The organism is Rhodococcus sp. NPDC003382, from assembly GCF_053589135.1.
In genome coordinates, this window is sequence record NZ_JBSFRH010000018.1 from 1 (window position 1) to 17961 (window position 17961).

Here is a 17961-nt window from a genome sequence, read left to right on the forward strand (position 1 = left end):
TTGTTGTCCAGGAGGGTTTAGAGATCGAAAATAACAAGGGGCGGGGGCGGGGGGGGGGGGGTGTGGGGGGGGGCGCCCCCCCCACAAAGGCACACCGGCGCGGAGCGCCGCTCCACGTGCCGGCACCGACCGGGCGAGGCGATCGGCAGCTCCTCGCCCCGCTCCCGGTCGTTTCGTCCTCGAGCACGGAACTCATCTCCGCCGGCCGTCTCCCCCTCGATCCCTGCGTGCGACTCCAGGGGAGCACGCGCGGCACACGCTCGAACCCGCCCACGGCCGGTCTGTGAGCGATTCCGTCCGTCCGGTCGCGGTGTGACCGCACGTACACCACTCGGCTCCGCAGCCCGAACGCAGCTGTGGAAAACTCGCCGGGGTGGGTACTAGCACTGGAATCACCACGCGCGGCCGGTTGGCGTTGCGCGCGGCGAAGGCAGCCGCGTGGGCGTCGCAGAAGGCCGGACGCGGCAAGGGCTCGATGATCGGCGGGCTGATCGCCCTGAAGATCGATCCGACGCTGATGAAGCAGCTCGGTCACGGCCGGAGAACGGTGCTCGTCACCGGCACCAACGGCAAGTCCACCACGACTCGCATGACCGCGGCCGCGCTCGCAACTCTCGACGACGTCGCGACGCAGCCGGACGGGGCGAACATGGACGCCGGCATCGTCTCCACCCTCGCCTCGAACCTCACCGCGCCGCTCGCCGCGATCGAGGTCGACGAGCTGCACACACCGCACGTCGCCGACGCACTCGATCCGCAGGCGATCGTGCTGCTCAATCTCAGCCGCGACCAGCTCGACCGCGTCGGCGAGATCAACATGATCGAACGCAAGCTGCGGGCGGGTCTGCAGCGTCATCCCGATGCCGTGATCGTCGCGAACTGCGACGACGTCCTCGTCACCTCCGCGGCCTACGACAACCCGAACGTCGTGTGGGTGGCGGCGGGTGCCGGCTGGGCCAACGACTCGGTCAGCTGTCCCCGCTCCGGCGAGCCCATCGTCCGAGACGGCGACCACTGGTACAGCAGTGGCTCCGATTTCGCTCGGCCCCAGCCTCATTGGTGGGTCGACGACGAGAACCTGTACGGCCCGGACGGGCTGGTGCTGCCGATGAAACTGACCCTGCCCGGTCGCGCCAATCGCGGCAATGCCGCGCAGGCGGTCGCCGCCGCGGTCGCGCTCGGCGCCGATCCGGCCGAGGCGGTCGCCGCGGCCTCGATCGTCGAAGAGGTCGCCGGCCGGTATTCGACGGTGCAGGTGGGCCCGCATTCGGTGCGCATGCTGCTGGCGAAGAACCCCGCGGGCTGGCAGGAAGCGCTGTCCATGATCGACCCGACCGTCGACGGTCTCGTCATCGCCGTCAACGGTCAGGTGCCGGACGGCGAGGATCTGTCGTGGCTCTGGGATGTGCGGTTCGAGCACTTCGACGGTGTGCAGGTCGTCGCGTCCGGTGAACGCGGAACCGATCTCGGGGTCCGCCTCACCTACGCGGGCGTCGAACACACACTGGTGCCGGATCCGTTGCGCGCCATCGCGTCCTGCCCTCCCGGCCGGGTGGAGGTACTCGCCAACTACACCGCGTTCCGGGATCTGAACACTGCGCTCGCGAAGGGATCTGCACATGCCTGAGTCGACCGTGCGCATCGGCCTGGTCCTGCCGGACGTGATGGGCACCTACGGGGACGGCGGCAACGCCCTCGTGCTGCGGCAACGTCTGCGGATGCGCGGGTACGACGCCGAGATCGTCCCCATCGGTCTGGAGGATCCGGTGCCGGATTCGATGGACCTGTACACGCTCGGTGGCGCCGAGGACTCGGCGCAGCGGCTCGCGACCCGGCACCTGCTGCGCTACCCGGGCCTGCAGCGCGCCGCCGAGCGCGGTGCACCGGTGCTGGCGATCTGCGCGGCCATCCAGGTGCTCGGCCACTGGTACGAGACGTCTGCAGGCGAACGCGTCGACGGTGTCGGCCTGCTCGACGTGACCACCACACCGCAGAAGACCCGCGCGATCGGCGAGATCGTGATCTCCCCCGCCGTCGAGGGCCTCACACAGCCGCTCACCGGATTCGAGAACCACCGTGGCGGAACGACTCTCGGATCGTCGGCGCGGGGCTTGGGCCGGGTGACCCGCGGCATCGGCAACGGTGTCGGCGACGGCCTCGAAGGCGCTGTGCAGGGCTCCGTGTTCGGTACGTACCTTCACGGTCCGGTGCTGGCCCGCAACCCGGAGCTGGCCGATCTGCTGCTGGCGCGCGCGCTCGGCGTCGACGCACTGGCACCGCTGGATCTCCCGGAGGTCGAACAGCTGCGCCGCGAGCGCCTGCGGACGAACTGACCGGACCGGTTCAGCCCCGGCCGCCGAGGTGCTCGACGACGAGCTCGGCGAGCGCTTCGGGGGCCTCGTCCGGGATCCAGTGGCTCACACCGGGCAGTGTCTCGAACCGGAACGGGCCGGTGACCCAGCGACCGCTCGCCGCGGGGCCGGACCGTCCGATCGCGAAGTCGCCGTCGCTCCACACCATCAGCGTGGGCACCGGCACCCGGCCGACGGCCTCGCGCGGCGACCACACCGACAACGCCCGATACCAGTTCAGACCTCCGCGCACCGCGGCACGATCCGCCAGTCGCGCCGCGTCGCGGGCAGCGGCATTCGCCGGCTGGCCGCTGCGCCGCAGCACCCGGCGTGCCGTCTTCTCGTCGGCGAACAACCGCTCGGGCAGCCAGGGCAGCTGATAGAAGAGCATGTACCAGGAGCGGAACAGCTGCAGGCTCGTGCCCAGCGCCCGGACGAACGCGGCGGGATGCGGCACCGACACGGCGGTGAGCGACCGCACCAGGTGCGGATGACGGGCGGCGGTCGCCCACGCGACGACCGCGCCCCAGTCGTGTCCGACCACGTGGACCGGCCGCCCGATCCGGTCGATGAGCGCCGCCGTGTCGGCGACGAGTTCGGACTGCCGGTAGTCACGGCGCCGGCGCGGGCGCGCGTCGGGCGAGTAGCCGCGTTGGTCCGGTGCGATCGTGCGGTACCCGCGGGCGTGCAGCAACGGTGCCACCCCGTCCCACGAGCGGGCGTCCTGCGGGAATCCGTGCAAGAGCACTATCGGTTCGCCGTCGAGCGGTCCCTGGTCGCGGACGTCGAAGGTCAGTCCCGCCCTGCTGAACGATTCGATGCGCTCCGGCATCCGGCCCCCCGTTGCGATCTGCCCCCGAACCGCGAACTGCCCCTGAACAGGGGTTCGGCCCGAATATTCGCTTTACGCGAACTCCGGGCCGGATCTCTGCTTCACGAGCCTCTGTCGTCCTCGGACGTCTGCTCGATTCGCACCAACGATGTTACGCGCGTCACAATCGGGAGCGCAAGTGCATTTCCGGCCGCGATCGCCTGATCGGCCAGCGCCGACACTTCCGGCCGTTGCACCAGCTCGCGCACGGCCGTGACCGGGGCGAAGAGCCACTCGACGGTGCCGACGATCTTCTCGACGCCGACCAGCGTCGCGTCGACCCTGTCGATCGAGCCACCGAGCCGATCGACGACGGTCTCGAAGTCCCCGAGCCTCGAATCGAAGGAGGCGAGCACCCGGTTGAACTCGTCGAGCGATGCCGCGATCCCGCCGGAGACGTCGTCGATCCGGGCGATCGTCGCGTCGGCGTTCAGCGCTGCGGCGGTGAGACGCCGCAGCCGGCTCGGATCGTTCGGCCTGGTCTGATCCACCACGTCGGCTCCCCCTCCCCCCGCTCACGGCTCTCGCCGTGGGCTGTCACTTCGCGTCGGCACCGTCCAGCAGCCACCGGTCGCCGTCACGTTCCAGCGTGATCAGGAACCGTGTCGCGTCGGTGCGCCCCTCCGGGACGGCCACATTCTTCACATCCTGGTCGAGGAACACCAGGACCGTCGCGCGGTCGCCGTCGACGGTTTCGACCGCGGCGTGATCCGCGCGCGCGACCGAGCTGCCCTGTCCGTTCTCCACCAGCGACCGCAGCTCGCCGGCGACCGTGTTGTATTTCGCCGCGAACTCGTCCGTGGAGATCTCGGTGACCGCGGCGAGCGAGGCGTCGAAACTCTGGAAGTCGTAGGTGCCCAGCGTGATCGCGTACTCGCGGGCACTGTCGAGTGCCTCGGTGCGCAACCGGTCCGCCGACTCGGCCCGCCACCACAGCACGGCGAAGGTCCCGGCGGCGATCGCGAGCACGAGAACCAGGCCCCTCACGATCCACTGCCGGCCCGAACCGGCCTTGGTCGACGTCCGCTCGGGAACCTCGATCGCTTCGAAGGGTGCTGTCACCTCTGGAGCCTTGCCGTCCGACGTATCCGTCGTTGCCATCAGTCGCGCAGTCCTTCCAGCGATTTCCGCCGTTTCTTGAAACTCGACACCGGGGGCAGCGGTTTGACCGCTGCCCCCCCGGTCCGGACACGATGCCCCTGTCGTCGTGTTCCGAAATCCCCCCGACCATCCCCCGACCGGGGGCACACGGCTCCCCCCGCCATGTGCCCCCCAACTCGACCGTCAGCCCTGCACGACGGCCGAGAGTCCTCCACGCAGTTCGTGCTTGACGACCTTGCCGCTCGCGTTGCGCGGCAGGGCCTCGACGATCACCACTTCCTTCGGGTGCTTGTAGCGCGCCAGGTTCTCGTCGAGGTACGGCTGCAGTTCCTCGATCGTGAGATCGTCGGCGCCGGGAGCCAGTGCGACGACCGCGACCGGAACCTCACCCCACTTGGCATCCGGACGGCCGATCACCGCGGCCTCGAGCACCTTCTCGTGGCCGTACAGGACGTTCTCGACCTCGGCGCAGTAGATGTTCTCGCCGCCGGAGATGATCATGTCCTTCTTGCGGTCCACGACGTAGACGAAGCCTTCTTCGTCGACGCGCACGAGGTCGCCGGAGTGGAACCAGCCGCCCGCGAACGCATCCGCGGTCGCAGCCTCGTTGTTCCAGTACTCGCGCATCATGGTCGGTCCGCGGTAGACGATCTCACCGACCTCGCCGGGCGCGACGTCGTTCATCTCGTCGTCGACGACGCGAGCCTGGATCGTCGGGATGACCTGGCCGACGGAACCGAGCTTGCGAATCGCGTCCTCGCCGTTGAGAACACACGTGATCGGCGACATCTCGGTCTGCCCGAACACGGCGACGTTCGACGCCTCCGGGAAGGTCTCGGCCATGGCCCGCAGGATCGTGTCCGAACTCGGTGCCGCTCCCCAGGAGATGTTGCGCAGCGAGAGCTTGCGCGGATTCGCCTGCTGCGCAGCACACATCGCCTGCCACTGCACCGGAACGAGGAACAGACTCGTGACTTTTTCGGCCTCCAGGACGTCGAGCAGCGTGTTCGGGTCGAACGCGCCGACCGGGTAGATGACGGTCGTCTGACCGAGCATCAGACTCGGGGCCATCGAGCCGAGCGCGGCGATGTGGAACATCGGCGACGCACAGAAGCTGATCGTGTCGTCACCGAAGTTGTGGAATGCGCGGATGCAGGTGAGGGACTGTGCTTCCATATTCGAGTGCGTCAGCACCGCGCCCTTGGGCCGGCCCGTCGTTCCCGAGGTGTACATGATCAGCGCGGGCGTGTCGTTCGGAATATCCAGGGGCTCGTGCGCTTCCCCTTCTTCCGCGACGAGATCCTCGTAGGCCACGGCGTCGCCCTGCGGGTCCGCGCCGACGGTGACGACCAGGTCCAGGCCCTCCGACTGCGCACGCGCCGCATCGGCGAGCGGGACGAGCGGTCCCTCCACGACGATGGCCTTGGAACCGGAGTCCGCGATGAGGAATGCCACCTCGGGCGGCGTGAGCCGGAAGTTGACCGGTACGGCGATCGCGCCGAGCGCGTTCGCGGCGAGCACGGTCTCGAGGTACTCGGGGCGGTTGAGCATCAGGATGATGACGCGGTCGCCGAAACCGACGCCGCGCCGCGACAGTGCGTCGGCGAGCTTGTCGACCCGCTCGTCGAGCTGCGCCCAGGTGATCGACTCACCCTGGAATCGCAGCGCCGTGCGCTCGGGGATCATCAGGGCGTGGCGGGCGACCTGGTTGTTCCAGTTGTTGTTGCGGAAGCGCGTGGACTCCGAGCGTGCGGAGGTAGCGGTCATCGACTGTTCCTCTCGAGGGGACGGGGAGCGAACCGGCGAGGTCGGCACCGTTACGTTGTGACACACATTACAGATGCCGAGGGGTCTGCGCCAGGCCCTTTGTTAACGTGGATTCTCGAATTCTTCGGACGTTCACGGGCACGTGATTCCGGAGGAACTGCGGCCCGCAGCATCTCGTAATCCGCTGGCCAGAGCGGTGTGCGCCGGTAGCGTGGGCCGCCGGAGCACACCGCGAACCAGCGGTGACAAGTGCATCGTCGGTCTTCAGGCGAAACGCGGGGGTCGCTTCTGCAGCATCGCGGTGGCACCCTCGAAGAAGTCCGCGGACGTCAGCAGCTCCGTCTGGCCGGCCTTCTCCCGTTCGAGTGCCTCGTCCAGCGCACCGAGCGTCGCTGCGTTCAGCGCCTGTTTGGTCAGGGCCAAGGCGCGTCGCGGTCCCGCCGCGGTCCGTGCCGCGACCGTCCGGACGTGGTCGAGGAGCTGATCGTCCGGCAGGGTCTTCCCCACGAGACCGAACCGGTCGGCGTCCGCCGCGGAGACCCGGTTGCCGAGCAACGCCATCTCGGCTGCACGGGCCCGCCCGATCGCCGCCGGGACGAGCAGGCTCGACCCGCCGTCCGCCATCAGGCCGACGTTGACGAAGGAGAGGAAGAAGTACGCGCTCTCGGCGGCGTACGTGAAGTCTGCGGCGATGGCGATCGACACCCCGAATCCAGCGGCCGGTCCGTTGACCGCCGCGATGACCGGAACCGGCACGGTGGCGATGGAGCGGATCAATGCGTTCGCGGTGTCCATCGTGACCGCCGGATCGGACGGGTTCTCCGCTCCCGCAGCCAGATCCGCGCCGGTGCAGAACGCCGTGCCCTCGCCCGTGATGACAATTGTGCGGACGTCCGGATTCTCGCCCGCCGCGTCGACGGTGTCTCGCAGGGCGCCGATCGTGGCGAGATCGACCGCGTTCATTCGCTTGGGCCGGTCGATCGTCAGCCACAGAACGTTGTCGATCAGCTCCGACCGCAGGCCCTGCACGGCCGCCTCACCGCCGCCGGTCACGCCTGCACCGCCGCCGGATCGAGGAAGCTCGTGAGGCGACCTGCGATGATCGATTCCGCCTCCGCGACCATCCGCTCGACGAGCTCCGCCACGGTGGGGATGTCGTCGATCAGGCCCTGGCACTGCCCGGCGGTCCAGATGCCGGCGTCGATGTCGCCTTCCTCGAAGACCTTGCGACCCCGGGCGCCCGCCACCAGGTGCTGGATGTCCTTGAATTCGGCTCCGCGGGACTCGATCTCGACTACCTCGGCGCTGACCACGTTGGCCGCGACCCGTGCGGTGTTGTGCAGGGTGCGGAAGATCAGCTTCGTGTCGAGTTCGCTGTTCGCGACGATCTGCTCCTTGACCGCGTGCGCGACGGGCGACTCGACGGTGCACATGAACCGGGTCCCCATGTTGACGCCGTCGGCGCCGAGTGCGAGTGCCGCGACGAGACCGCGGGCGTCGGCGATACCGCCGGAGGCGATCACCGGAATCCGGAGCTTGCGGGTCGCGGCGGGGATCAGCACGAGGCCGGGCACATCGTCCTCACCGGGGTGGCCGGCGCACTCGAAACCGTCGATGCTCACCGCGTCGACACCCACCCGCTCGGCCTTGACGGCGTGGCGCACGCTCGTGCACTTGTGGATCACCTTGATGCCGGCGTCCTTGAAGAACGGCAGGTGGTCCACCGGGTTCGACCCGGCGGTCTCGACGATCTTGACGCCCGACTCGATGATCGCCTGCCGGTATTCGGCGTAGGGCGGCGGCGTGATCGACGGCAGGATCGTCAGGTTCACGCCGAACGGCTTGTCGGTGAGTTCGCGGGTCCGTGCGATCTCGCGCACCAGATCCTCGGGTGTGGGCTGGGTGAGGGCGGTGATGAATCCGAGCGCCCCCGCGTTCGCCACCGCGGCGACGAGTTCGGCGCGGCCGACCCACATCATGCCGCCCTGAACGATCGGATGCTCGACGCCGAACGCCTCGGTAAATCGGGTTCTCACAGGTCCTCCCGGGATCCGCGCAATGTCGTCGGAAGGGCGGGGACGCACAGCCCGCCCGTCACTAAATCTGAGAATCGCCATTAACTTTGATTCTCGCCTCGCGCTTTGTCAATACGTTGTGTACTGCAGTTTTCCCGAAGTTCGGGTGCTTCCTGATGCTGTCGGGCGTGGAGTAGGATTGTTACCTTAGAGACAGAGACCCCGAACGCGAGGAGGCCCTGTGGCCGAACAGGCACAGGTCGAGAGTCGCCCGAGCCGCACCCGCGGAGCCGCCCGCGGCGGCGCAGGACCCGAGGGTGCCGACGGTCCCGACCGGCCCGCACCCCGGCGCCGCCCGAAGAACCGGAAGGCGCAGATCGCCACGGTCGCGGCCGAGGCGTTCAGCGAACGCGGATACCACGGGGTCAGCGTCGACGAGATCGCCGCGGCCGTCGGCATCTCCGGTCCCGCGCTCTACCGGCACTTCCCCAACAAGTACGCGTTGTTCCTACACGCGGTGACCGCACTGACCGAGGCACTGCAGGCCGCCGTGGCCGCGCCCGATCCGGACTCCGACGCCGCCGGACTCGGTCCGCAGGACGAACTCGACCGGCAGCTGCTCGCGACGATCCGCACCTCCATCGACAACCGCCGCACCGGCGGTCTGTACCGCTGGGATCGGCGGTACCTCACGAAGGAGGACCGCGCCGAGATCGACCGCATGATGCGGGACATCAACAGCCGCATCGGCGAGACGATCGCCGGGGTCCGGCCCGGCCTGGCCAGGTCCGACTACGTGCTGCTCAGCAGCGCGGTGCTCAGCGTCATCGGCTCCATCACCGCCCATCGGGCTCCCCTCGCGAGCCGCCGACTCGAGCAGCTGCTGCTCGGCGCGTGCCATGCCGTGATCGGCACCGAACTCGAGCCGGACGAGCCGCAGACGGACGAGCCCACGCGGGGTCCGGGACTCGCGGTCGCCAACCGGCGTGAGGTGCTCCTGCGCGAGGCGATCCTCCTGTTCGATGCCCACGGGTACCACGAGGTGAGCATCGAGGAGATCGGTGCGGCCGCGGGTATCAACGCCTCCGGCGTCTACCGGCACTTCGCCAGCAAGGCGGATCTGCTCGCCGCGGCCTTCCACCGGGCCGGTGACCGGCTGGCCGTCGCCGTCGGTTCGGCCCTCGCCGAGTCCACGACTCCGTCCGAAGCGATCGACGCGCTCACCGAGGTCTACGTGCGATTGGCGTTCGAACGCAGCGAGCTGATGTCGGTGTACTTCGCCGAGATCGGGAATCTGCCCGACTCCCATCGCGCGGACCTTCGCAACGTGCAGCGGCTGCACGTCGACGAGTGGGCCCGCCTGGTCGGTGAGGTGCGGCCCGAACTGTCCGCGGTCGAGTGCCGTTTCCTCGTCCACGCGGCCCTCAATCTGGTCCTCGACAGCGGCCGGCTCGTGCGATTCGATCCGGCTCCGTCGAACCTGAAGCGCGTGCAGCAGTTGATGCTTGCCGTCCTGCTCGGCGACAACACCGGGCAGGCCGGCGCATGACCCGCACCGCGACCGCGGCGGTGCTGCGCGCGCACGGCAGCGCCCCCGCCCTCGAAACCGTCACCGTCCCGGACCTGCGCCCCGACGAAGTGCTCGTGCGCATCGCGGGCGTCGGCATCTGTCACACCGACCTCACCGCCGCCGACGGTGGTGTTCCCCTGCCGCTGCCCGCGGTGCTCGGGCACGAAGGCGCCGGCATCGTCGCCGAGATCGGCTCGGAGGTCACCGAACTCGCGGTCGGCGACGCGGTGGTCCTCGGATTCGACTCGTGTCGTACGTGCCGCAACTGCAGCCGCGGTCGACCCGCCTACTGCACCCGGTTCGCACCCCTCAACTACGGGGGCCGCCGACCCGACGGCAGCACCACGATGCACGACGCCGCGGGCGAACCCGTCCACGGCAACTGGTTCGGGCAGTCGTCGTTCTCGTCGCTGGCGGTCGCGACCGCGCGCAACGCCGTGCGCCTGCCCGACGACGTGCCGGTGGCGCTCGCGGGGCCCCTCGGCTGCGGCCTGCAGACCGGCGCCGGCACGGTACTGAACACGCTGCGACCCGAGCCCGGCTCGTCGATCGCGGTGTTCGGGCTCGGTGCGGTCGGCATGGCCGCGATCGCGGCGGCGAAGATCGCCGGATGCACCACGATCGTCGGAATCGATCCGAATCCGCGGCGGCACGACGTCGCGGGGCAACTGGGCGCGACCACCGTCCTGTCCCCGGACGAGAACACGGCGCGACGAATCCGCGAACTGACCGGAGGCGGAGCCGATTTCGCGGTCGAGTCGGTCGGGTCCGAGACGGTGATCCGGCAGGCGCTGTCGTCGCTGGCCAGTCCCGGAACGTGCGCCACGCTGGGCCTGCGCGCGGGACGCAACCCGATCACCGTCGACCAGACGCACCTGCTCAGCGGTCGCACCCTGACCGGGGTCATCGAGGGTGACAGCGATCCGCACGTGTTCCTGCCACAACTCGCCCGGTGGTGGCGCGAGGGCCGGTTCCCGGTGGACGCGCTGGTTCGGACGTTCCCGTTCGAGAAGTTCGGCGACGCACTCGCCGCGGTCGAGGCGGGCGAAGTCGTCAAAGCGGTACTGACATTCGAACAGTGAAGGAGTTTGGGATGACGGTCCAGGAGGACGTCGCGGCCCTGCGTGCCCGCACGGATCGCATCGATCCGCGTGAACTCGACGCGGTGTGGGACCGACTCGAACCGGCCACGATCGACGATCTGGTCGGATATCGGTGGCGCGGATTCAGTTTCGACACCGGTCACCACACGCACCAGATGCTGGGCGCGGCACGCTGGTACGGCAAGTCGTTCGCCTCCGCCGAGAGCGCCCAGCCGTTGCTGTGCTACGACGAAGACGGAAACCTCTTCTCCGACAAGGCCACCGGTCGCGGCGGCGCGTCGCTGTGGGAGGTGCGGTTCCGCGGTGAGGTCACCGCGACCATGGTGTACGACGGCATGCCGATCTTCGACCACTTCAAGAAGGTCGACGACGACACGCTGATCGGCGTGATGAACGGCAAGGGCCGGCTGGTCTTCGACAACGGCGAGCACTACTGGTTCGGCCTCGAGCGCGACGTCGCTCTCTGAAACCCGTTGGTGGGGGCCGACATCCGGCCGGACCGGATGTCGACTCCCGTTACCCGGTAGTGCGCGGGACCTCGCCGAGGCGAGCGCAACGTCCGACGATCAGATGATGTGCTTGTCGGCGGCGAAGCGGCGGCGCATGTCGCGCAGGTAGTAGGTCGCCGACAGCTGCCGGATCGGACGGGGCACCTTGACGTAGACGGCTCCGATCGTGGCCATGAGACGGTCGAAGCGGCGCTGGTCGCGGGGACTCCACGGGAGCGCGAACTCGTCCCGGATACGCTGCGGCAGAAGGCCGATCGTGAGGAACCGCTGCAGCGGCATGGCGAGGCGCACCGGCAACGGCGAGTCGCCGCCGCTGAGCAGCACGCGGGTGTACGCGCGGACCTTGTCGTCGACCTGGAGGGTTGAGATCTTCTCGTCCCAGTAGGCGTCGAACTCGGCCCGGGTCGCCGGCCACATCTCTTCCTTGACCTGCAGCGCGGTGCCGTAGACCGCGGACTGCCGGTAGATGCGCTCGGCGTCGGCGTCGGACAGCTTCCCGAAGAAGCGCTCGTACATGTTCAGACCGTTGCGGTACAGCGTTGCCGCGACCCACAACTGCAGCTCGGGATCGAATGCGCTGTAGGTCTCCGAGCGCACCGGCACGTGGGCCTTGTTGACCAGCCGGACGATCGCCTTCTTCTCCTCCTCGGTGCCGAGGGTGACGGCGTAGACGTAGGTCATAGTGGTGCGCAGACGGTCGAGCGGCCGCTGCAGGGTCGTGCTGTGGTCGGCGACGCCGTACCCGACCCCACGCTCGGCGAGCTGCAGCAGCACGGTGGCGCCGGCACCGAGGAGCAGCATGGACTCACCGACGAAGTCGTTCAGGTTCACCGAGCCGGGCGGGATCGGCGGCACCGCCGCCGGCGTTTCCGGCGCAGACGTTTCGACACGCTCTTCCGTACGGGTCCCCATCGGTTCGTCCTCTTCTCAGCGAAATTCCGAGTGCTACACGGTCACCCAATATTGTGCACGGGTGTGTGCAGATTTCACAAGGGGTCGAACGGCCCTACTCCGCGGACCCGAAACCGACGCGCTCGAGATGCGTCACGAGGCGCTTCGCGGCGTCGTCGAACAGGGACAGGGTTTCGCCTCGCACGGCGTCGCGGTCGCGGGTACGCAGAGCGGCGATCAGGCGCCGATGCGATTCGACGGCCCGCTCGCCCCACCCGATATCCCCTGCGTAGAGGCGGTACGGGGTGTTGCGGGCGGCGCTGCCGAGGAACCAGGCCAGCTTCGGACTGTGCGCGAGGCGGTTGAGTTCCCGATGGAAGACGAACTCGGCATCCGCGATTCGCTCGACGTCCGGATCCCCACCCCGGGACGACGAAACCGCCGCAGCCAGAGCCTGATTGAGCTCGTCCAGGCGATCGAGATCGGCCTCCTTCGCACGATCGACGACGCGGAGAGCCAGCTCCACCGCGATGCGCCCCTGCAACCAGAAGACGTCGGCGACGTCGCCGGACCCGAACGGTGCGACGACGTACCCGCGGTTGGGGACCGACTCCACCATCCCCTCCCCCCGCAGCGTCAGCAGCGCCTCGCGCACGGGCGTGACGCTGACGCCCAGGTCGGAGGCGGTTTCGTCGAGCCGGACGAAGTCGCCGGGACGGAGTTCACCGGACATGATCGACCCGCGCAGATGCGCCGCGACCTCGTCGGACAGTTGCGGCCGTCGCGCCGATCCCGTGCCGCGGGACGTGCGTGTGGGTGCAGCCATCGCCTCTCCTCATCCTTCTCTCGCGCAACGATCCGATCGCGGGCAACAGGCGAATAGGGCGTGGCCGGTTGTCATTTCGCCTTTTCGCGCTCCCGGATCGGGCGAATACGGCCACACCTGCCCACGAGGGGTTGTCGACGCGGGACGCGCAGCCTAGTGTGAAACGCATTACCAGGAATCGCATCAAATATATGTGATGCGCTCGGCCAAGGAAGCGGCGCCAATGACCCAGGAACTGACCCCCACCGAGACGACAGGAGAGGCGGCCACCACGTTCGCCAGCCTCGATCCGCGCAACGGCAATGTGCTCGCCGAATATCCGATCGCCACCACCGCAGACGTCGCCGGCGCGGTCGAACGCGCTCGGACCGCCGCCCGTTGGTGGGACGCTCAGGGCTTCCGCGGCCGCCGCGACTGGCTGCTCGAATTCAAGAAGGCCATCGCGGTGGACGCCGACTCGCTCGCGAGCGTCGTCTCTGCCGAGACCGGAAAGCCGCACGGCGACGCGTTTCTCGAAGTGATGCTCGCCATCGAGCATCTCGACTGGGCGGCGAAGAACGCGAAGAAGGTTCTCAAGGCGCGCAAGGTGCCGTCCGGCCTCGCGAGCTTCAACCAGGCGGCGACGCTCGAATACAAGGCGCTCGGCGTCGTCGGCGTCATCGGGCCGTGGAACTACCCGGTGTACACCCCGATGGGTTCGATCTCGTACGCCCTCGCCGCCGGCAACGCCATCGTGTTCAAGCCCAGCGAACTCACGCCCGGCGTCGGCAAGTGGCTCGAGACCAAGTGGAACTCGATCGCCCCGACCCAGCCGGTCTTCCAGGTGATCACCGGTCTCGGTGAGACGGGCGCGGCACTCGCCCGCTCCGGCGTGGACAAGATCGCGTTCACCGGTTCCGGCCCGACCGCCCGCAAGGTCATGGCAGTGTGCGCCGAAACCCTCACCCCACTCGTCGCCGAGTGCGGCGGCAAGGACGCGATGATCGTCGCCGCGGACGCCGACCTGGACAAGGCCGTGCAGTTCGCCGCGTTCGGTGCCTTCGGCAACGCCGGCCAGACCTGCGCCGGCGTCGAGCGCGTCTACGTCGTCGAGTCGGTCTACCAGCAGTTCCTGGACAAGTTCGTCGCGGCCGTCGAGCGGGCCGTCCCCGGCGGCACGGACGATTCCACCTACGGCCCGATGACCCTGCCGCGCCAGATCGACGTCGTGCGCAGCCACGTCGAGGACGCCCTCGCCAAGGGCGGCACCGCCGTCGTCGGCGGCCCCGAGTCCGTCAAGGAGCGGTACGTCGAGCCGGTGATCCTCACGAACGTGCCGGAGACGTCCAGCGCGGTGTGTGAGGAGACGTTCGGCCCGACCGTCGTCGTCAACAAGGTGCGCGACCTCGACGAGGCCGTGGAGCGCGCGAACGGCACCAGCTACGGTCTCGGCGCGTCGATCTTCACCAAGAGCAAGTCGCGGGGTCGCGCGATCGCCGAACGCCTGAACAACGGCATGGTGTCGGTGAACTCGGTCCTCGGTTTCGCGGGCATCCCGTCGCTGCCGTTCGGTGGCATCGGCGAGTCCGGTTTCGGCCGTATCCACGGTGCCGACGGCCTGCGCGAGTTCAGCCGCCCGAAGGCCGTCACGGTCGAGAAGTTCAAGGCTCCTCTGAACCTGATGTCGCTCGAGCGGTCCGAGCGGGACATGAAGATCTCCGCCGCCATGCTCAAGTACATGCACGGTCGGTGATCGCGTGACCACGACACGTCCGTCCACCCGCCGCACCCGCAAGCCCGCGGTCGCGGCGGTGCCCGCGGCCCGCATCGAGAAGGCGGGTTCGTTCCCTGCGCCCGATCGTGATCCGCATCCGAAGCGCGGGCGCCTCGGGTGGCTGAGGGTGATCGAGGGTCTCGACCCCGTCACCCACCATCAGGACATCATGCGCATCACGGCGGGCTACGAGTTCCCGTGGGACTACCAGCGCTCGCTCGAGTTCGCTCTGTTCCGCACCTACTGCGTGCCGACGATCTCCGACTTGCTGGCGCGCACCGGGGAGTTCGAGAAGCGACCGCAGAAGCGGTACGACGACACGTCGCTGCTGATGGCCGAGCTGATCGAGCACGGCTACGACTCCGATCGGGGCCGCGAGTCGCTGCGCAACATCAACCGGATGCACGGGATGTACACGATCGACAACGACGACATGCTGTATGTCCTGTCGACGTTCATCTACGACCCGTTGGACTGGATCGACCGGTACGGCTGGCGGCGGCTGCATCCGAACGAGCGCCTCGCCTCGTTCCACTTCTACCGCCAGGTCGGTATCCGGATGGGCATCAAGGACATCCCGGAGTCCTTCCAGGAGTTCCACCGTTTCAAGACGGAGTACGAGCGGACGAAGTTCGTCTACAGCGACTCCAACAACAAGATCGGCACGTACACGCTGCGGCTGTTCGAGTCGTGGTACCCGTCGGTGCTCCGGCCGGTCGTCGCGTCGGCGGTGTATGCGCTGATCGACGAGCAGATGGCGACGGCGTTCGGATTCAAGCAGGGATCGCCGCGGTCGCGGGCGATCGCCGAGTCGGCACTGCGTGCGCGGTCGGCACTGGTGCGCCTGCTGCCGAAGCGCCGGGCGTCGGTGTCGGCGAAGAACCCGCAGAACCGCACGTATCCGGGCTACCCGGTCGGTTACCGGCCGCGCGATCTGGGCGTCGGACACCACTGATCCGGCCGGATCCCGAATCCACCCGGCCCCCGTTCCTCCGCCGGCTCGATCGAATCGGACGGCGGAACGGGGGCCGAGTGGTTGTTCGCTGTGATCAGGCGATGCTGCTGCGACGCCCGCGTGCCGGCAGCGCGAAGGCGGCGGCGAACACGATCACCGCGCATGCCCCGCACGCGAGGTAGGCGAGCGTGAATCCGGTGCCCGAGATCCCGCCGGCCAGGGTGTACGCGGCGAGGATCGAGGCGACCGTCGCGCTGCACACGGTGCTGCCGACGGTGCGCAGCAGCACGTTCACGCCGTTGGCGGCGGCGTTCTGCGTGGCCGGGACTGCGCCGAGGATGAGCAGCGGCAGCGTGCAGTAGACGAAGGTGGTTCCGATCGCGGCGACGAACACCGCGGCGACGACCGTCCAGACCGGCTTGTCCGGCACGGCATGGACGGCATATCCCGCGATGAGGAACAGCGCACCGGTGAACATCGCGACGCGTGCGCCGAACCGGTCCGCGACGCGCGCCGCGACGAGCGCGAAGATCATCATCGCGAAGCTCGCGGGCAGCTGGCACAGCGCGGCCTGCAGGATCGTCAGCCCGTAGCCGGCGCCGTGTTCGGGCGAGGCCTGCAGCAACTGGGTGGTGATGAGCGTGTTGCCGTAGAACGCGAAACCGACGACGACCGCCGTCAGGTGCGGGACCAGGACCGCGCGCTTGGCCGAGACCCGCAGGTCGACGAGGGGGTTGCGGTTGCGCAGCTGCTGCCAACCCCACAGGAGAAAGAGCACGACCGCGGTCGCGAACATCGTCAGCACCGCGGGGCTGGTCCAGCCCCACGTGCTGCCCTGGGTGATCGGCACCAGCAGGCACACCAGGGCACCGGTGAGACCGACGGCGCCGACGGCGTCGAATCGGCCGCCGGTGCGAGTCCGGGATTCGCGGATGAAGATCGTGGCCGCGGCGAGCACCCCGGCCCCGATCGCGGAAGTCACCCAGAAGAGCACGTGCCAGTTTGCGAACTCCACGATCGTCGCGCCGAACGGGATACCCACGGCGGTGCCGATACCCAGGGTCGCGCTGAGCACGGCGACGGCACGGTCGACGCGTTCGCGGGGCAGTTCGTCCCGCAGGATCGACATGCCGATGGGCAGCACCGCCGCACCGGCGCCCTGCAACCCGCGGGCCAGGATGAGCAGTCCGATGTCCGAGGTCAGCGCGCAGATCAGCGAGCCCAGCGTCATGAGAGCGAACGCGGTGACGAGCATGCGCTTCTTGCCGATCATGTCGGCGAGGCGCCCGAAGATGGGGGTCATGATGGCGCCGACCAGCAGTGTGGTGGTCAGCAGCCAGGACGCGGCGGTGGCGCTGGCACCGGTCAGGGCCGGCATGCTCGGCAACAGCGGAACCATGACCGTCTGCATGATGGCCTGGAAGACCGCGCCGACGGCGAGAATCGGGAAGACGAAACGCGACGAACCGCCGCGGGGGGCGGTCGTGCGGGAAGGTGCAACTACCGGTGAGGACAATCGGTCTGTGCGCGGGAATCGGATGCGCAAGGGGAGAACCGATGCCTGAGTCATCAGAAACTCCTTGCCTGTAGTAAATAATTGTTCACCACTGTAGGTGAACGGCCATTTACCTCACAAGGTGTGAGAGCTTTTTCACTCGCCGTCGAGCAGTTTCTGCACCAGAGGGGCGTACAACGGCAGCACGTCGTCGACCGTCCCGGTCGCGAGCTCTCGCATCATCCGGCGCCGCATGATCGCCAGTCCCATCACCATCGACATCGCCAGCTCCGCCCGCAGCCGCGCGTCGGGGCCGGGCAGACGCGCGGCGAGCGCGTCGATCATCTGCGTCGAGTAGTTCTCCCGCAGCGTGCGGTTGCTCTCCTCGCTCGTCCCGCTCATGAACAGGATGTTCATCGACAGCGGCCGATAGGGCTCGCTCGGTCGCGCGAGCAACGACACCATGTGCTCGCCGAGGCGTTCCACGGGCGCGTCGAACAGTGTTTCGGCGCCGCTGTGGAAATCGATCAGTTCCTCGAACAACTGCTCCTTGGAGCCGAAGTACTTGATGATCAGCGAGGCGCTGACCCCGGCATCCTCGGCGATGTCCTTGAGCGTGATCTCGCGGTACGGCCGGGTCGCGAACGCGACACCGGCCGCGTCGACGATCAGCTTCCGGGTCTCCTCGGCGGTCCGGCGGCGGCGGTGTTCCGGCGCTCCCGCTTCCGTCGGCGCCGTCTCCCTGGGCACCGAC

17 protein-coding genes are annotated in these 17961 nt (G+C 68.5%); 7 read left to right on the forward strand and 10 right to left on the reverse strand.

The window, feature by feature from the left end; all coding sequences use genetic code 11:
- The first annotated feature begins 373 nt into the window (after positions 1-373).
- Both ACWDUD_RS14115 and ACWDUD_RS14120 read left to right on the forward strand, forming a co-directional pair.
- Entirely contained in the window at positions 374-1627 is a 1254-nt protein-coding gene (locus tag ACWDUD_RS14115) for a Mur ligase family protein (protein WP_197256944.1), read from the forward strand.
- Positions 1620-2333 carry a type 1 glutamine amidotransferase gene (locus ACWDUD_RS14120; protein ID WP_450109697.1) on the forward strand — a complete coding sequence of 238 codons (714 nt, stop codon included), beginning with the start codon at positions 1620-1622 and terminating at the stop codon, positions 2331-2333. The genes ACWDUD_RS14115 and ACWDUD_RS14120 overlap by 8 nt, the downstream gene beginning before the upstream one ends.
- A gap of 10 nt (positions 2334-2343) precedes the next feature.
- Here the strand turns inward: ACWDUD_RS14120 and ACWDUD_RS14125 are convergent, their stop codons facing one another.
- The 6 genes from ACWDUD_RS14125 to ACWDUD_RS14150 all read right to left on the reverse strand — a co-directional run bounded on the left by ACWDUD_RS14125 (position 2344) and on the right by ACWDUD_RS14150 (position 8126).
- Positions 2344-3183, reverse strand: coding sequence for an alpha/beta fold hydrolase (locus ACWDUD_RS14125; RefSeq protein ID WP_450109698.1), 840 nt, complete (start codon positions 3181-3183; stop codon positions 2344-2346).
- Positions 3184-3284: 101 nt separating this feature from the next.
- Positions 3285-3713 carry a hypothetical protein gene (locus ACWDUD_RS14130; protein ID WP_450109699.1) on the reverse strand — a complete coding sequence of 143 codons (429 nt, stop codon included), beginning with the start codon at positions 3711-3713 and terminating at the stop codon, positions 3285-3287.
- Positions 3714-3759: 46 nt separating this feature from the next.
- Positions 3760-4323 carry a hypothetical protein gene (locus ACWDUD_RS14135; protein ID WP_450109700.1) on the reverse strand — a complete coding sequence of 188 codons (564 nt, stop codon included), beginning with the start codon at positions 4321-4323 and terminating at the stop codon, positions 3760-3762.
- A gap of 183 nt (positions 4324-4506) precedes the next feature.
- The gene (fadD5, locus tag ACWDUD_RS14140; protein ID WP_248674255.1) at positions 4507-6090 is read right to left on the reverse strand and encodes a fatty-acid--CoA ligase FadD5; all 1584 of its coding nucleotides are present in this window, start codon (positions 6088-6090) and stop codon (positions 4507-4509) included.
- A 264-nt stretch (positions 6091-6354) separates the two neighbouring features.
- Entirely contained in the window at positions 6355-7143 is a 789-nt protein-coding gene (locus ACWDUD_RS14145) for an enoyl-CoA hydratase (protein ID WP_248674256.1), read from the reverse strand.
- The gene (locus ACWDUD_RS14150) at positions 7140-8126 is read right to left on the reverse strand and encodes an NAD(P)H-dependent flavin oxidoreductase (RefSeq protein WP_450109701.1); all 987 of its coding nucleotides are present in this window, start codon (positions 8124-8126) and stop codon (positions 7140-7142) included. Before ACWDUD_RS14150 ends, ACWDUD_RS14145 begins: the two co-directional genes overlap by 4 nt.
- Positions 8127-8346: 220 nt before the next feature.
- Between ACWDUD_RS14150 and ACWDUD_RS14155 the strand changes: the two genes are divergently transcribed.
- From ACWDUD_RS14155 to ACWDUD_RS14165, 3 genes are read left to right on the forward strand one after another with little or no spacing between them, the layout of a single operon-like run.
- Complete coding sequence (locus tag ACWDUD_RS14155; protein WP_450109702.1) at positions 8347-9654, forward strand: TetR/AcrR family transcriptional regulator; 1308 nt, start codon at positions 8347-8349, stop codon at positions 9652-9654.
- Positions 9651-10757: an NAD(P)-dependent alcohol dehydrogenase gene (locus ACWDUD_RS14160; protein ID WP_197256960.1), complete on the forward strand. Its 1107-nt coding sequence runs from the start codon at positions 9651-9653 to the stop codon at positions 10755-10757. Before ACWDUD_RS14155 ends, ACWDUD_RS14160 begins: the two co-directional genes overlap by 4 nt.
- A gap of 11 nt (positions 10758-10768) precedes the next feature.
- Complete coding sequence (locus ACWDUD_RS14165; RefSeq protein ID WP_197256962.1) at positions 10769-11245, forward strand: DUF4334 domain-containing protein; 477 nt, start codon at positions 10769-10771, stop codon at positions 11243-11245.
- A 99-nt stretch (positions 11246-11344) separates the two neighbouring features.
- Here ACWDUD_RS14165 and ACWDUD_RS14170 read toward each other — a convergent pair whose 3' ends face one another.
- Positions 11345-12199, reverse strand: a complete 855-nt coding sequence (locus ACWDUD_RS14170) for an oxygenase MpaB family protein (RefSeq protein ID WP_197256964.1) — start codon at positions 12197-12199, stop codon at positions 11345-11347.
- 94 nt (positions 12200-12293) lie between these two features.
- On the reverse strand, positions 12294-13004 hold the full coding sequence (locus ACWDUD_RS14175) for a GntR family transcriptional regulator (protein ID WP_197256966.1): 711 nt from the start codon (positions 13002-13004) through the stop codon (positions 12294-12296).
- A gap of 223 nt (positions 13005-13227) precedes the next feature.
- Between ACWDUD_RS14175 and ACWDUD_RS14180 the strand changes: the two genes are divergently transcribed.
- Together ACWDUD_RS14180 and ACWDUD_RS14185 are read left to right on the forward strand one after the other, a co-directional pair.
- Complete coding sequence (locus ACWDUD_RS14180) at positions 13228-14736, forward strand: aldehyde dehydrogenase family protein (RefSeq protein WP_197256968.1); 1509 nt, start codon at positions 13228-13230, stop codon at positions 14734-14736.
- A gap of 73 nt (positions 14737-14809) precedes the next feature.
- Positions 14810-15712 (forward strand): oxygenase MpaB family protein, encoded by a 903-nt coding sequence (locus ACWDUD_RS14185; protein WP_450109765.1) that lies wholly within the window; start codon positions 14810-14812, stop codon positions 15710-15712.
- Positions 15713-15806: 94 nt separating this feature from the next.
- Here the strand turns inward: ACWDUD_RS14185 and ACWDUD_RS14190 are convergent, their stop codons facing one another.
- Positions 15807-17282 (reverse strand): MFS transporter, encoded by a 1476-nt coding sequence (locus ACWDUD_RS14190; RefSeq protein WP_450109703.1) that lies wholly within the window; start codon positions 17280-17282, stop codon positions 15807-15809.
- Between the two features lie 81 nt (positions 17283-17363).
- Positions 17364-17957, reverse strand: coding sequence for a TetR/AcrR family transcriptional regulator (locus ACWDUD_RS14195; protein WP_450109766.1), 594 nt, complete (start codon positions 17955-17957; stop codon positions 17364-17366).
- Positions 17958-17961 lie beyond the last annotated feature (4 nt).